The sequence below is a fragment of the Bifidobacterium asteroides genome (assembly GCF_003202695.1).
GTDB classification, from domain to species: domain Bacteria; phylum Actinomycetota; class Actinomycetes; order Actinomycetales; family Bifidobacteriaceae; genus Bombiscardovia; species Bombiscardovia asteroides_G.
Genome location: NZ_QGLL01000008.1, coordinates 252,395 through 265,991 on the forward strand (window position 1 = coordinate 252,395; position 13,597 = coordinate 265,991).

Genomic DNA, 13,597 nt, shown 5'->3' on the forward strand with positions numbered 1-13,597 from the left:
GTGAACCATCAACCAACAGTGGCCGACAGCACAGGATGATCTTTTCCGCATGCCACTCGATGCCAGCGACGAATCACACCCAATCCTCAGGACTGTGTCTCAGATGTACCGGCCGCCGGGCAGGTGCATGAAGTCCTCCACCTTATTCCATTTGACCGGATATCCAGCCCCATGGGCGCAAAAGACCGAGTCAGGGGTGTTCTCCGGATCGGACTGCGGATCGTATCCGATGGAATCCACAAGAGCATCCTGGTCCTGGCAGGGACGATATCCGCTGAAGAAGCATGTCAGATGTCCGCGGCCATGACTGTAGGCGCTGATCTCCATGGCGTAATCGCGCATCTGTGATACCGGAGCATCTCCCTCCAGCTCAACCGTGTCCCCGTCTGCTTGCGGTTCTGAGAAACGGCCCTTCATTCTGTAAATGTCAGACATGGCTCTGCCCAGATTCTCCTGTGGAAGTGCGAGCCTGAAGTGGTACCAGGGCTCCAGCAGGATATTGCTTGCCTTCATCAGCCCCTGCCGGACAGCCCGGTAGGTGGCCTGGCGGAAGTCTCCGCCTTCGGTGTGCTTGATATGACCGCGGCCGTCCAGCAGAGTGATGCGCATGTCAGTGATGGGCGAACCTGTCAGAACGCCCAGATGCTCCTTCTCCGCCAGATGGGTCATGATGAGCCGCTGCCAGTTGCCGTCCAAGCGGTCCAGGCTGCATGTCGACGCAAAACTGAGACCGCTGCCCGGCTCCGCAGGTTCCAGGAGCAGATGGACTTCGGCATAATGCCTGAGGGGCTCGAAATGTCCAACGCCTTCGACGGGGGCCGCGATGGTCTCCCTATACAGAATTCCGCCCTGACTGAAAGAGACCCGCATACCGAACCGCCGCTCCAGCTCCTCCTGAATTACCTCCAACTGAACCTGTCCCATCAGACGCAAGCGAATCTCCTGGAGCGGCTCCTGCCAGACCACATGCAACAGAGGATCCTCGTCCTCCATGATGCGTAAGGCCTTCAATATCTGGTGCGAATCCAGCCCCTCAGCAGTTACTGCGTAGGTCAACACCGGCTCCAGCACAGGCTCCAAGTCCTTCCGCTCGCAGCCAAGCCCCTGTCCTGGATGTGTCAGCTCCAGCCCGGTCGCAGCCACGACGATCCCGGCCTGGGCGCAGTCCGTCAGCCTATAAGCAGCTCCTGAATAGAGTCGAAGCTGGTCAATCGTCTCGCTGGTCTCCTTATATCCGGTCTTCCTGGAATCCGCTTGGCCTTCGGATCCATTCCGGGAATCGGTAACCACAGACGATTTGACCGGCAGTTCGCCGCCGGTCACCTTGAGCCAGGTCAACCTGACACCCTTGTCATCATGTGAGATCTTAAACACCCTTGCGCTGAACTGTTTGCCGTACGCAGGCGAAAGGGTGTATCGATCCAGCCCCTCCAGGAGGGCATCAACCCCATCCAAGCGCAGGGCAGACCCGAGGAAACAAGGGAAGAGACGACGATCAGCCACCAGCTTTGCCAGACTCTCATCCGATATCCCATCGGTCTTGAAATACTCATCCATGACGTTGTTGCCGAGCAGGGCCACATCCTCCATATCGCCATGCTCAAGTCCACGGCTCAGATTGAAGCAGCCCGAAGACCAGCGCTGCTTGCAGCTTTCAAAAAGGCGGGCGGCATCAGCTCCAGGGGAATCCGACTTGTTGATGAAAATGAAGGTGGGCACTCTGTAGCGTGCCAGAAGCCGCCAGAGCGTATCAGCATACCCTTCCAATCCAGCGGTTGCATCGACGACCAGAAGCGCATAATCCAAGACTGACAGGGCCCGCTCCATCTCGGCTGAGAAATCCACGTGGCCGGGTGTGTCGATGAGGGTCAGATCCACATCCCGATAAGTCAGCCGAGCTGGCTTGGAGAAGATGGTGATGCCACGCTGTCGCTCCAGTTCGTTGGTATCCAGATAGGCATCGCCATGATCCACCCTGCCCAGACGGCGAATTCCCCCGCCCCGGTAGAGCATGGCTTCCGAGAGCGTGGTCTTGCCGGCGTCCACATGGGCCAGCATCCCCACCACTATCCTCTTGACCATCACGGCCCCCTTGCTCTTCATGCCTACAGGGATCAGACGAATACCCTATCCATGCACACACTATGGTCAGTCTGCTGAAGCCTGATAAGTCAGATCGTGGATGACCCGGCCGGCCTGGATCCCCTTGCGCTCGAAGTTCGTTACAATTCTGCCGCCAAACCGCTCAGACTCCATGAAAATGGCATGGGGCAGGGATTTGGCTTGATCAGCCGTTCCCTTGCCGACATGCTGAGTGGCCAGACTGACTCGCAGGTTGCCCAGATTTTTGAATCTCGGATTCCCGTCCATCACCTCATGCACATGCAGAGCGTAATCCTCAATGTCGGTTGCAATTCGCCAGACACCGCCTGGCACCAGGCACCTCGCCAGATCTTCAGCCAGAGCCGGCTGGACCAGACGACGCTTGTGGTGCTTCATCTTAGGCCAGGGGTCGGGAAAGAAAGTCCAGACTTCCCTGATCAGTCCAGGATCCATACGTGCCAGGAGGTCCGGGGCGTTGACCTGGGCCAGACGCAGATTATTCAGGCCGGATTTACCGGCCATCAGCATGGTATGGGCCAACCCCGGCTGATAGACATCCACGGCCAGGTAGTTCCAATCAGGATGCTCCCGGGCCGAGGCCACGACATTCTCTCCCTGTCCGGATCCGATCTCGACAATCAGCGGGGCATCCCGCCCCCAGGCCGACCTGATCATTGCTGCATCGCAACGCAGATCCTCGGCAACAGTCAACGAACCCTCAACCTGACCTGCATTGAGCAGGTATCTGGAGGAATACTGAGCCCATGCCCTCGCCAGCCGGTCACTGAGCTTCTCGGATCGCCTCACATAGGAGACGATGGACCGCATAGGGGCCTTGCTCTGTCTTTTTTCACTCATCACAGCTCATATATATCCTAGAAAGTAGATACAAGCGGGCATAGTGGGCACATGTGCCCGTGATATACTCAATCTAGAACAAAATACAACATATTATTGCAAAACCGAACAAGCTCCTACGTCCGGTTTTCGACAGGAAAGGCATGCAGATGTCAGTTTTGGTTACAGGCGGCTGCGGGTACATCGGTGCCCATGTGGTCCACGCTCTGCAGGAGGCCGGCAAGGAAGTCGTTGTAGTTGATGATCTCAGCTATGGCAAGCCCAGTCGAATCGGCAATGCTCGTCTTTACGGCGCTGACGTGGCCGCGCCAGGCGCTGATCAGCGCCTGGCTGAGATCATCAAGGAGAACAAGGTCGACTCGGTCATTCACTTCGCTGCCCGCAAGCAGGTGGGCGAGTCAGTGGAGAAGCCCATCTGGTACTACCAGCAGAATCTGAACGGCATGCTCAACGTCCTGTCTGCCATGGCAAGGACCGATGCCAAGAAGCTGGTCTTCTCCAGCTCGGCTGCAACATACGGCGAACCTCCAGTCGACGTGGTCCCCGAGGACGTGCAGCCCATGGTCCCCATCAACCCCTACGGCCAGACCAAGCTGATCGGCGAGTGGATGGCCCGTGCTTGCGAGCAGCCCTACGACATCCGCTTCTGCGCCCTGCGCTACTTCAACGTGGCTGGCTGCGGACCAGTCAGCCTGGAGGACCCTGCGGTCCTTAATCTCATCCCTATGCTCTTTGACAGGCTGAGACAGGGCAAGGCACCCGCAATCTTCGGGGACGACTATCCCACCCCCGACGGCACCTGCGTGCGTGACTACATCCACGTCTCCGACCTGGCTGACGCCCACATCGCTGCCCTGGACTATCTGGATCGCGACCAGCGTCGCTATGATGCCTTCAATGTAGGCACCGGCCAGGGCACATCCGTTCGACAGATCGTGGACGAAGTCAAGAAGGTGACGGGCCTGCCCTTCACCGCAACCATCAAGCCCCGCCGCGCTGGAGACCCGCCGCACCTGATCGGCGACCCCACCCGGATCAACACTGAGATGGGCTGGCATGCCAAGTATGGCGTCGAGGAGATAGTCGAATCAGCCTGGAAGGCCTGGCAGGCCAACCCGACCCACCACATCGACACCGATGGCTGGCAACAGCAGGACTAAGCAACGACGCGCCGGAGCTTGCATTCCTCAGGCGCTCATGTAAACTTTCCTCTTGGCTGTTCGAGCAGCCTCGGCTCCGTAGCTCAGTTGGTTAGAGCGCCGCCCTGTCACGGCGGAGGTCACCGGTTCAAGTCCGGCCGGAGTCGCTGGGAATGGTCTGGCCCGGTTTTCCGGGTCTTTTTGACTGTTCATGGCTCTGTAGCTCAGTTGGTAGAGCGAGCGACTGAAAATCGCTAGGTCAACGGTTCGATCCCGCTCGGAGCCACCAGCCATTAAGCCCCTAAGATTCATGAGGAATCCAGGGGCTTAATTGATATTTAATATTTACATGCTTCTATCGTTCAGGACAGCTGTCGCGCCACCCAGTCGACGATGTAGGGCGCGGTATGCTCGATCTGATTGATGGCCACATCGAACTCACGAGGGCCGCCATACCAGGGGTCTACCAGATCGATTTGGCTCTCCCGGCCCGGCGCTGGCTTAGGCAGATTCGGATCGAAGCTGCGGTACAGGTGAACGGCAGATCGCTTGCCTGAGGGCAGCAGACGCAACAGGGCGCGCATATGGTCAGCCGTCATAGGCAGGAGCAGGTCGGCGTCTTCGGCCTCCTCCCGGGTGATCCGGTGGGCGAAGTGATCGGACGGAACCTCGTAGCCCCGCTCGCGCAAAACTTTCTGAGCACGCCGATCTATGGGGTTGCCGAACTCTTCGTCGCTGACCCCGCTGGATTCCACTCTGACCTGGTCCTCATTCAGTCCGCGCTCTTGGAAGAACTTGCGCAGGATGATCTCAGCCATGGGCGATCGGCAGATGTTGCCGGTGCAGACGGTCATGACGCTGTAGGGGACCCGTGAAGCCTTTCCTCCAGAATTCTGGGCCATCAACGCACCTTCCCATAGGTGATATACCGAAAGCGCCGGATGGCATCCGCCTGGTCTGGTTTCGCAGGGGTCATCCATTGGCTCTTGTCCCGCACCTGCCAGAACCGCTTGCTGACCAGCTCCTCCATATCAGGCACGAAGACGTCGGCTGGAGTCTGCAGATCCAGGTCAGTCACATAGGCCGCATCAGCCAGCGGAAAGAAAGTACTGAAAACCCCTGCGCCGCCGATGATCCAGATTTCGCTGCGATCCATCCCATCATCAGGAATGGCTTCCTGTCTGGCCAGCTCCAGAGCATCGTCGGCCGCAGATACCACAGTGGCGCCTGGCGCATGGAACCCTGGGTCACCGGACAGAACGATGTTGTCCCTCTTGGGCAGGGGCCGCTCCCCCATGGAGACCCAGGTCCGCCGCCCCATGATGACAGGATGGGATACGGTCAGCTCCTTGAAGTGCCGCATATCCTCGCTCAGATGCCAAGGCAGCGCATTGTGGTAACCGATGGCGCCGCGCCGACCGTCCATGGCCTGCGCCTGCGCCCAGATCATATTGACCGATGAGCGGCGGCCTATCTCTTCTTCCTGATGCCGCCAATCCTCATCGCCTAGAAGCCCGGCCTGACCGGGCTCGGGTTCGTGATAGCCGCTTCGACTATTGTCATGCTCCATCTGTTGCATTCACTCCTCATGGTGAGTAGATATACGAGTACATTCTAATCTTCGGATCCGACGGTGCCCGTATTCGGCTCAGCGCACCATCAGACCGCTACCGGGGCCTTGATGGCGGGGTGGCATTGGTAGTCCGCCACCTCGAAGTCTTCATACTGATAGGAGAAGATGGAGTCAGCCTTGCGGATGCGCATGGTCGGGTAGGGATAGGGTTTGCGCGACAGCTGCTCCAGAACCTGCTCCACGTGGTTGTCGTAGATGTGGCAGTCGCCGCCGGTCCATACGAACTCCCCTGGCGCAAGACCTGCCTGCTGGGCCATCATCATGGTCAGTAGAGCATAGGAGGCGATGTTGAAAGGCACCCCAAGGAACATGTCGCAGGAGCGCTGGTAGAGCTGGCAGCTCAGCCTGCCGTCGGCCACATAGAACTGGAAGAGCGCATGACAGGGGGGCAGAGCCATGCTGTCAACCTGAGCCGGATTCCAAGCGGTGACGATCATGCGACGGGAGTCCGGGTGGGTGCGTATCAGATCCAGCACCTTGGCGATCTGGTCGATGGTGCGGTGGGGGTCCTCTGGCGTCGGAGCGGGCCAGCTGCGCCACTGGACTCCATAGACCGGGCCCAGATCCCCGGTTTCCGGGTCGGCCCATTCGTCCCAAATATGCACGCGGTTCTCCTGCAGCCAGCGCACATTCTGCGATCCCTTCAGGAACCAAAGCAACTCATAGGCAATTCCACGGAAGTAGACCTTCTTGGTGGTGATCAGAGGGAAGGAATGCGACAGATCGAAGCGCATCTGCCGCCCGAACAGGGATATGGTGCCGGTGCCCGTCCTGTCGGATTTGAGAGTGCCTTCGCGCAGGATGGTGCGCACTAGATCCTCATAGGGGGTGGGAATATCCGAATCGGGACGCTCAGGGATACGTGTACGAATACGCTGCAGTTCTTCGCGAGTCAAGGCCATGCGGCCATACTATCAAGTCCGCCGCCAGCTGAGCGTGCCCCGGTGACGAATTGCACACTCCGGGTTAGATTGGAGGAGCAGGTCCGGCCACAGGCTCGGACCCGGATGACGCACCCGACGGGTGCCGGACAAGGAGGAACAGATGAGCAAGAGACTTTGGGTCGAACGCGACAAGGACGGCACCTGGAACGCCTACGGCGATAATGGAGCCCACATCACCTTCGGCAAGGGCGAGGATCAGTTCAACCCAGGCGATCTGATGAAGATCGCTCTGGCCGCCTGCGGAGCGCTCTCCAGCCAGTTCGCCGTGGAAAGTGCCCTAGGCAAGGGCAAGGGGGCGAAAATCGTGGTGGACGGCGCTTATGACGCCGACGACGATGCCTACTTGAGCTTCGACGAACAGGTGGATGTCGATGCCACTTCGGCCAGGTTGGCCCAGGAGGATGCAGACAAGCTGGAGGAGCGGGTCCGCCGCCATATTGCCAAGTCATGCACTGTGGCCCACACCTATCAGCGGGAGACCCCAGTCAGGATCTCCGTCAAAGTTCGCCACTGACCTGACGGTGATAAAAGAGCGGGGATTCCCGGGTTCGCTGAACTTCGAGGGTCCCCGCTCTTCGTCGATGCCGTCGTTGAATCGAACGCCTTACTCCTTGTGCTCGGGATCGATGGTCGACTCCAGGTCAGCCAGCTGCTCGGGCTTGGCCAAATCCACAGAGATCTGCTCCACTCCGGTGATCTCGGCCACATCCGTGCTTTCAGCCGCGTCGGCTGCGGCCTTGAGGCCGGACTCCTCGGCCTCCACATACTTGCGCGGCACCACGTAAACAGGGCTGACTGCATGCTGCAGGAGACCCTGGCTGGTAGAGCCCAGCAAGAGTCCGGTGAAGCCACCGCGGCCGCGCGAGCCGACCACGACCACGTCATGGGTCTTGCTGGCCTGGGTCAAGGCCTCTACGGCAGACCCTGGCACCACGGTCTTATTGATGCGCAGATCCGGGTAGGTTTTCATGAGCGGAGCGATCCGGGTATTGAGGTCATCCAGATAGGAGTCCATGACGCTGCGCTCCTCAGCTGAACCTGTGCCAGTCAGTCCGGAGATGTTCGGCACTGCCGACATGACATCAAGTTCAGCATTCCAGCTGTCGGCGAAGGCGGCCGCGATCTGCAGGGCCTTAAGACCCCACTTGGACTCGTCGGAACCCACGGCTACCCGCTGAATATCGTTGCTCAGATGCATCAGATTGCCATCGTCGTCGGTGTAGGGAACAACCACGATAGGGCAGTAGGCATAGGCAGGCAGGCTGGAGCTGGTGGTTCCCAGCAGACGCTCGGCCAGGCCGCCCTTGCCCCGGTTGCCGATGACTATCAGCCGGTAATTGCGGCTCAGCTCCACGAAGACCGAAGAGGGATCCCCGGTCACGATCAGCGTGGCTGCACCGACACCCTGTTCATCGGCGATGGCCTTGGCCTTGGAAAGTATCTCCTGGGCATCGTTGTGAGCCGCTACGTCGTCCCCCATGGTCGTGTACGTCGCATCGAAGGAGACGGCCGCATATGAGGGAAGGGAATAGGCGCAGACAATCTGCAGGGTCAACCCTGCATGCTTAGCGTAGTTGGCGGCCCACCATGCCGCCTTGTAACTGGCGTCCGAGCCATCGACGCCTACCAGAACAGCCTTGTCGTTGCTCATCCGACGACCTCCTTTAAACTTGGCGGTGACAAACCGACACCGCTCCTTCTGTCAGAATATCGCATGCGGACCTGATCAATAAGCTGGCGGGGACCAACACGCGAGGAACATCAACTCTGAATATGCAAAACGCCCCCGTAGGGGCGTTAGGTCTGCTTGAGAACTATGCCTCAGACCAGACGACGATAGTAGAAAGTCTGATAGACCGCCTGAACCCTGACGCAGTTACCTGGAGACGGGGCGTGGATCATGCGTCCGCCACCGACGTAGATGCCCACATGGCTGCCATCGGGGGCCACCATCAGGTCGCCAGGCGCCGGATCCGTGACCGGCACGCCAGCCGAACCCTGGGCAGCGGCAATACGAGGAAGACTGATGCCGAAATTGGCGAACACATACTGGGTGAACCCAGAGCAATCGAAGCCCTTGGCAGGATCAGTCCCGCCAAGCACATAAGGAATCCCCTGGAACTGAAGAGCGTAGTTGACCACCTCTGCGCCCTTGCCAGTTGCCGGCACATCAGCGACTGTACCGCCGGTGCTACCGCGGGCAGCCGAACGGCTGACCTGGGCGGATTGACGCTGACTAGCCGCAGCCTGGGCCTGCTCGCGAGCCTGCTGGGCCCTGGCCTCGGCGTCCTTCTCGGACTGAGACTTGGTCGCAGGAACGTTTAAAGACTCAATGCCACCCCAATTGCTGTCCTTTTCGACGGTGGTCGCTGTCGACTCGGTCAGCAGATCGGCGCGCACCTTGCTGCCCGGGGTGAATGAACGAGACGAAGTGACTGCGGCTTCACTGCCTCCACTGGCCTGGGCCACGGCGGGTATACCGATGGAGAGCATGCCACAGATCGTGGCCGCTGCCATCAGGCTCACATACTTACGTGCGTTTTTCATCGTGCACAATTCTATCACGTGTCGAGAACAAGGTCTGACGAAAAGTGTGACACTATTCGCTCAGCCGAGAATCAGTAATGGATGTAGCTCAGCGCGTGCACGTTGGACAAGGTACGGGAGTAGGTCTTTCCATTCATGACAGCACCACACTCAGAAGTGACGATGGAGCCGTCGGGATTGATCTTCTCGACGATGGCCACATGGCCATAGGCGGAATCCGAACCCTCCTGGCCAGCCTGGAAGACCACGATGTCGCCGACATTGCGTGGCGTATTGTCCACCCAATAGCCCAAAGAGCGGGCTGAAACAGACCAGTCCTTGGCATTGCCCATCTGGGAGCCCACCGGCAGACCCAGCTGATGACGACGGACGTAGGCCCACCAGGTGCACTGGCTGAACTCGTAGGCGTTGCCCGCATCTCCAGTGGCATGGTTGGGATTGAACCCTGCCGGCAGAACCGATCGGTTGGCATCCATCAGCACAGCTACGACCGGGTTGTCGGCCGATGATTTAGACATCCGTCCGGCATCGAGCGCAGACTCGCCTAGCTCCCAACTGCCCTCATTGCGCTGTGACGCCGCAGTCAGGTGCTGACGGTAATCAGAACGAGAGACCCTTGCGCTTCCATTCGCTCCGGAGGGGCCAGCGGAGGGAGAGGGAGAGACCAAATCGATCGCAACGCTGTCAGCCAGAGGAAGGGACCAGTCGTCCCGAGCCTGGCAAACGGCCATGGAGGAAGCCGCGGCACCGACCAGGACAGTCAGGGCCGAGCCAGTCATGATATGGGAGCGACGGGCGGAGGCCTTGGCCGCCAACCGAATGGAGCGACGGGTTCGAGGAGCTACCTCGTTGAGCTTGGCCGCCAAGGCATCATCAATGCCTTCAATGCCCGCTGTCTGGGTTACGCCAGCCGATCGGCTGGTCGGCGAACTGCCGACACGTGCGCGCCGCGTGCCCGAAGCCCTGTGCGCAGCATGCTTCATCTAGAATCACTCCCGTTTATGTTCCGACGCGACTTTCGTGCCGTATCACGAACCATCACAAGGGAACACCATAACGCAAGCGAGAACCCAGGCCAAATGACCTGAATTGTCCATACTGGTGTACTCAAGCATGGCTGGTGGTCGCTCATCTTCGACAACCACGGAATACGCTAGGATTATACGGACATGAGGCCGACATGAGCAAACCAGCATGCGTGCCGCCCGCCACGGCGTGTCCCACGGTTTTGAACCCTGCCTGGTCCACCCTGAGCGAACCAGGCTCATATGAGGTCAAACCGGTGTCGAAGCCAGGAGGAAGGATCCGCCTATATCGTCGGAATCCTCGGGCATGGTGATGTCGACACGGCCATCCTCGGAGGGAATGAAGAGAGCCCGGCCCTGGCCCAGCACACAGGACTGGCCAGCGGCTGAGCAACGGATCCGGCCATCAGTGCAGACGATGATGCGCGGTCCGCTGCGGGGAATCATCAGATGACGAGGCCCCAGGCGCTCTATCAAATCCCCGTAGCGCTGCTGAAGCCTGTTGAGCAGGGGCCAAGTGGCTCCGCCCTCCTCCACATGTCCGTAGACCAGCATGTATTCGTTGATCTTGGGCCGGTAGGTCACCATATTGTGCATGATCAGGGTAGCAATCATGGAGCTGGATGGATCGATAGGAGCCGAAGGCTGGCAGTCCAGGCTGTGCAGCAGGTTGGGAATATCTCGATGCTTGGGAGTCATGCCGGCCCTGAGCACGTTGTCGGAGTTGGTCATGATCTCTGCCGCAGTGCCGTGAATGTATGCGTGAGGAGTCCCGGCGGGGATATAGACCGAATCGCCCTCCTCCAGATCTACAGGATTGAGCATGAGCAGACAGAGCACGGCTGGGTCCCCCGGAAAGGCCCGCACAGCGCACAGGGCATGCCTCAGTATGGCTCCCGCCCGTTTCGACCGCAGCCGCCCAGCAGCAGCCTCCAAGGCTTCCTCCAGGCCCCGGGCCGCCTCTGGTTCAGCAGTCACGGCGGTGTGGAAAGCCCTGAAGATACGTCTGCGGGAGTCCGGCCAGATCAGCGAGGAGACCGGCATCATGGCATCGGCCGAAGCGAAGCGGGCAGGAGGAACTCCCAGGTGGAAGGTACGGGCGGTCAGCGCCTGGGTCATCAGCTCAGCCAGAGGATGATCCACGGCACGCAGAATGGTCAGCTGCGTGGAGATGGTTGCGAAGCCTACACAGGCCTGGAAGGGCTCCAGGGCAACCACCATCTCGTTCTTGGCCAGACTGTCATGAAAGGAGCGACTCGGATCGTCGTCGGGCACCCCCTGAGCATTCTCCCGGTTGAAGCCGGCACGAGCCTCGAAATCCAAGGGATGCACCTGCAAGGACAGAGGAATGCGGGCCGAGATGATTTTGAACAGGTAGGGCAGGGTGGGGCCGAAGAGACGGGAGTCGCGCTCCCCCAGCATGGCCATGGGGTTGCGGCGAATAGCCGCGGTCAGAGGCAGCCGCGACCCGTCGGGCAGGATCAGAGGCGAAGGTGATTCGGTGTGCCCACTGAACCACATCTCCGCCAAGGTATCCCCCTGGCGTCCGTCTGACTCATGCAGGTGAAACATGTGCTGCAGTCGGTCGTGCGAGCCCCAGGCGTAGTGCTTCTCCACAGCTTGGATCGGATACACGCACTCCCCTTTCCACGGGAAATCCCTCCATGGGCCGGTGCATACGAACCCACCAATCCCCGTCATGATAAGACAAGGGCCAAGTCCTGGGCAAGGCGTGGGGGTCCCCGCATGTCAGCTTCGGGTCTGCACGCCAGGTTGTCAGGCATGTCATTGCGAACGGTACAGTGGGGGTATGAAGCTGGCCCCCATTTTCGACCCGGACGCCCGCAGACCATCACCGCGGCCCATGCAGGTGGATCTGCGACGCATCTTCCTGCTCGGCACCGGTTTCTGGATTGTGGCCCTGGTACTGGTGGGCATCCTGGCCCTAACCGGAATGACGGTCACCAAGCCTTTGATCGTATGCCTGTCCGGGGTTGGCGTCGGCATCCTGCTGATGATCTGGGAGTATTTCAATCGTTGGGATTATCGCCGTCTTGCCCAGCAACCGGATCCTGAGCCAGGGGAAGCATCAGCGTAAAGGTGCTTCCCTCTCCTGGTGCGCTCCAGACAGTGACCGAGCCGTGGTGGGTCAGAGCTACATGCTTGACGATGGCCAGACCCAGACCTATGCCTACTGCAGTCTCTTCATTCTGGTTATCGGCGCGGTAGAAGCGCTCGAAGATCCTGTCCTGGTCCGCCTTGGATATGCCTCGGCCGTGATCGACCACCCTGATTTTTGCATAGTGCCCGTCACCCGACGCCTCAGCCACCAGGGAGACAGTACAGCCGGGAGACGAGTAGGCGATAGCGTTCTCCACCAGCTTGGCCAGAGCAACTCTGATCTGCTGCCCGTCGCCATGAATCGTCATCGGCTGGTCGCACCGCCATCGCAGGGTCACATGGGCTTGATCAGCCCCGTTCCGTTCATCCTGCACCACTGTCCTTATCTGCTCAGCCACGTCGAGCGTGTTCTCCCTGCTGGGCTTGATCCGCTCCTGAGCCCGGATCAGCAGAAGGAGATCCTTGAGCACATGCCCCAGATAGGCGCTGTAGCGCTGGACCGAGGAAGCATCCTTGGAGATGCTGCGCAGATGGCTGCGAAGCAGGTCTGGGTCATCCCCCTCCAGATGGGAAGTGATCTTGAGTTGCGCAGCAAGCTCTTCCAGGGCCTGGACCGGCTTGAGCATCTGCTCGGATACATTGGTCATGAAGGCATCTCTGGTGCGAATGAACCTCACCGAATCGCTCACGTCATCGACGAGCACTACGACTAGGGACTTGCTAATACGTCCCAGAGTGACCTTGAGCCAGTTTCTCCTGGATACCGCCTGCGCCTGAGTGCGGGTTGCATCACCAGAATCCTCGGTCTCACCAATATCCCAGCCATCGGATTCAGAGCTCTCGGCTGCGGCATCCAGAGCGAATTCAGCAGGCGTTCGCGTAGTCAGACTGAAGCTTCGTCTGCCGCCTGAACGGCGCACCTGCGCAATGGCTTCAACAATCTTCGGATCCGCGATTTCGTCGTTGCTGACGATTCCCAGCCTGTAGGCATCCGGACTGGAGCGGACAACCTCGTCATCGCCACCGACCACAACCGTGGCGGCAGGGATGAGCGCCAGCAAGGCCTGAGCCGAGCCATCCAAAGCTTCGCCGTCGGCATGTTCACCGTCCTTGCTCCGGTTGCCCATAAGGCTGCGCAGGCGGTCCACGAACCGTCTCATAAGGACTTCCCTCCAGTCCGGCGCCGACCCCGGACGCTCCGACATCAACCAAATCTCATCGGCTGTT

13 protein-coding genes and 2 tRNA genes are annotated in these 13,597 nt (G+C 59.7%); 5 read left to right on the plus strand and 10 right to left on the minus strand.

What is annotated here, in order from left to right; translation table 11 throughout:
* Window positions 1-99: 99 nt before the first annotated feature.
* Window positions 100-2,082, minus strand: a complete 1,983-nt coding sequence (locus tag DKK75_RS05825; protein WP_110452566.1) for an elongation factor G — start codon at window positions 2,080-2,082, stop codon at window positions 100-102.
* A 66-nt stretch (window positions 2,083-2,148) separates the two neighbouring features.
* The gene (gene trmB, locus DKK75_RS05830) at window positions 2,149-2,961 is read right to left on the minus strand and encodes a tRNA (guanosine(46)-N7)-methyltransferase TrmB (RefSeq protein ID WP_110452497.1); all 813 of its coding nucleotides are present in this window, start codon (window positions 2,959-2,961) and stop codon (window positions 2,149-2,151) included.
* 149 nt (window positions 2,962-3,110) lie between these two features.
* Here trmB and galE point away from each other — a divergent pair, with 149 nt between their 5' ends.
* The 3 genes from galE to DKK75_RS05845 all read left to right on the plus strand — a co-directional run bounded on the left by galE (window position 3,111) and on the right by DKK75_RS05845 (window position 4,389).
* On the plus strand, window positions 3,111-4,121 hold the full coding sequence (gene galE, locus DKK75_RS05835; RefSeq protein ID WP_110452567.1) for a UDP-glucose 4-epimerase GalE: 1,011 nt from the start codon (window positions 3,111-3,113) through the stop codon (window positions 4,119-4,121).
* A gap of 72 nt (window positions 4,122-4,193) precedes the next feature.
* Window positions 4,194-4,267 (plus strand) — tRNA-Asp (locus DKK75_RS05840).
* A 46-nt stretch (window positions 4,268-4,313) separates the two neighbouring features.
* Window positions 4,314-4,389 (plus strand) — tRNA-Phe (locus tag DKK75_RS05845).
* Window positions 4,390-4,462: 73 nt separating this feature from the next.
* On the opposite strand, the gene DKK75_RS05850 is transcribed toward DKK75_RS05845, so the two are convergent.
* The 3 genes from DKK75_RS05850 to DKK75_RS05860 all read right to left on the minus strand — a co-directional run bounded on the left by DKK75_RS05850 (window position 4,463) and on the right by DKK75_RS05860 (window position 6,635).
* Window positions 4,463-5,002, minus strand: coding sequence for a low molecular weight protein-tyrosine-phosphatase (locus tag DKK75_RS05850; protein ID WP_110452498.1), 540 nt, complete (start codon window positions 5,000-5,002; stop codon window positions 4,463-4,465).
* Window positions 5,002-5,670: a dihydrofolate reductase gene (locus tag DKK75_RS05855; RefSeq protein WP_110452568.1), complete on the minus strand. Its 669-nt coding sequence runs from the start codon at window positions 5,668-5,670 to the stop codon at window positions 5,002-5,004. Before DKK75_RS05855 ends, DKK75_RS05850 begins: the two co-directional genes overlap by 1 nt.
* An 89-nt stretch (window positions 5,671-5,759) precedes the next feature.
* Window positions 5,760-6,635: a thymidylate synthase gene (locus DKK75_RS05860; RefSeq protein WP_110452499.1), complete on the minus strand. Its 876-nt coding sequence runs from the start codon at window positions 6,633-6,635 to the stop codon at window positions 5,760-5,762.
* A gap of 142 nt (window positions 6,636-6,777) precedes the next feature.
* On the opposite strand from DKK75_RS05860, the gene DKK75_RS05865 reads away from it, so the two are divergent.
* Window positions 6,778-7,191, plus strand: coding sequence for an OsmC family protein (locus DKK75_RS05865; protein WP_110452500.1), 414 nt, complete (start codon window positions 6,778-6,780; stop codon window positions 7,189-7,191).
* Window positions 7,192-7,281: 90 nt separating this feature from the next.
* On the opposite strand, the gene DKK75_RS05870 is transcribed toward DKK75_RS05865, so the two are convergent.
* The 4 genes from DKK75_RS05870 to manA all read right to left on the minus strand — a co-directional run bounded on the left by DKK75_RS05870 (window position 7,282) and on the right by manA (window position 11,884).
* Window positions 7,282-8,328 (minus strand): universal stress protein, encoded by a 1,047-nt coding sequence (locus DKK75_RS05870; protein WP_110452501.1) that lies wholly within the window; start codon window positions 8,326-8,328, stop codon window positions 7,282-7,284.
* A gap of 170 nt (window positions 8,329-8,498) precedes the next feature.
* Complete coding sequence (locus tag DKK75_RS05875) at window positions 8,499-9,224, minus strand: C40 family peptidase (protein WP_110452502.1); 726 nt, start codon at window positions 9,222-9,224, stop codon at window positions 8,499-8,501.
* A 71-nt stretch (window positions 9,225-9,295) separates the two neighbouring features.
* Window positions 9,296-10,207, minus strand: a complete 912-nt coding sequence (locus DKK75_RS05880) for a CHAP domain-containing protein (RefSeq protein ID WP_110452503.1) — start codon at window positions 10,205-10,207, stop codon at window positions 9,296-9,298.
* A 291-nt stretch (window positions 10,208-10,498) separates the two neighbouring features.
* The gene (manA, locus tag DKK75_RS05885) at window positions 10,499-11,884 is read right to left on the minus strand and encodes a mannose-6-phosphate isomerase, class I (RefSeq protein WP_110452504.1); all 1,386 of its coding nucleotides are present in this window, start codon (window positions 11,882-11,884) and stop codon (window positions 10,499-10,501) included.
* 175 nt (window positions 11,885-12,059) lie between these two features.
* Here manA and DKK75_RS05890 point away from each other — a divergent pair, with 175 nt between their 5' ends.
* Complete coding sequence (locus tag DKK75_RS05890; protein WP_110452505.1) at window positions 12,060-12,347, plus strand: DUF2530 domain-containing protein; 288 nt, start codon at window positions 12,060-12,062, stop codon at window positions 12,345-12,347.
* On the opposite strand, the gene DKK75_RS05895 is transcribed toward DKK75_RS05890, so the two are convergent.
* Window positions 12,280-13,530 carry a sensor histidine kinase gene (locus tag DKK75_RS05895; protein ID WP_258333172.1) on the minus strand — a complete coding sequence of 417 codons (1,251 nt, stop codon included), beginning with the start codon at window positions 13,528-13,530 and terminating at the stop codon, window positions 12,280-12,282. The genes DKK75_RS05890 and DKK75_RS05895 overlap by 68 nt on opposite strands.
* Between the last annotated feature and the right edge of the window lie 67 nt (window positions 13,531-13,597).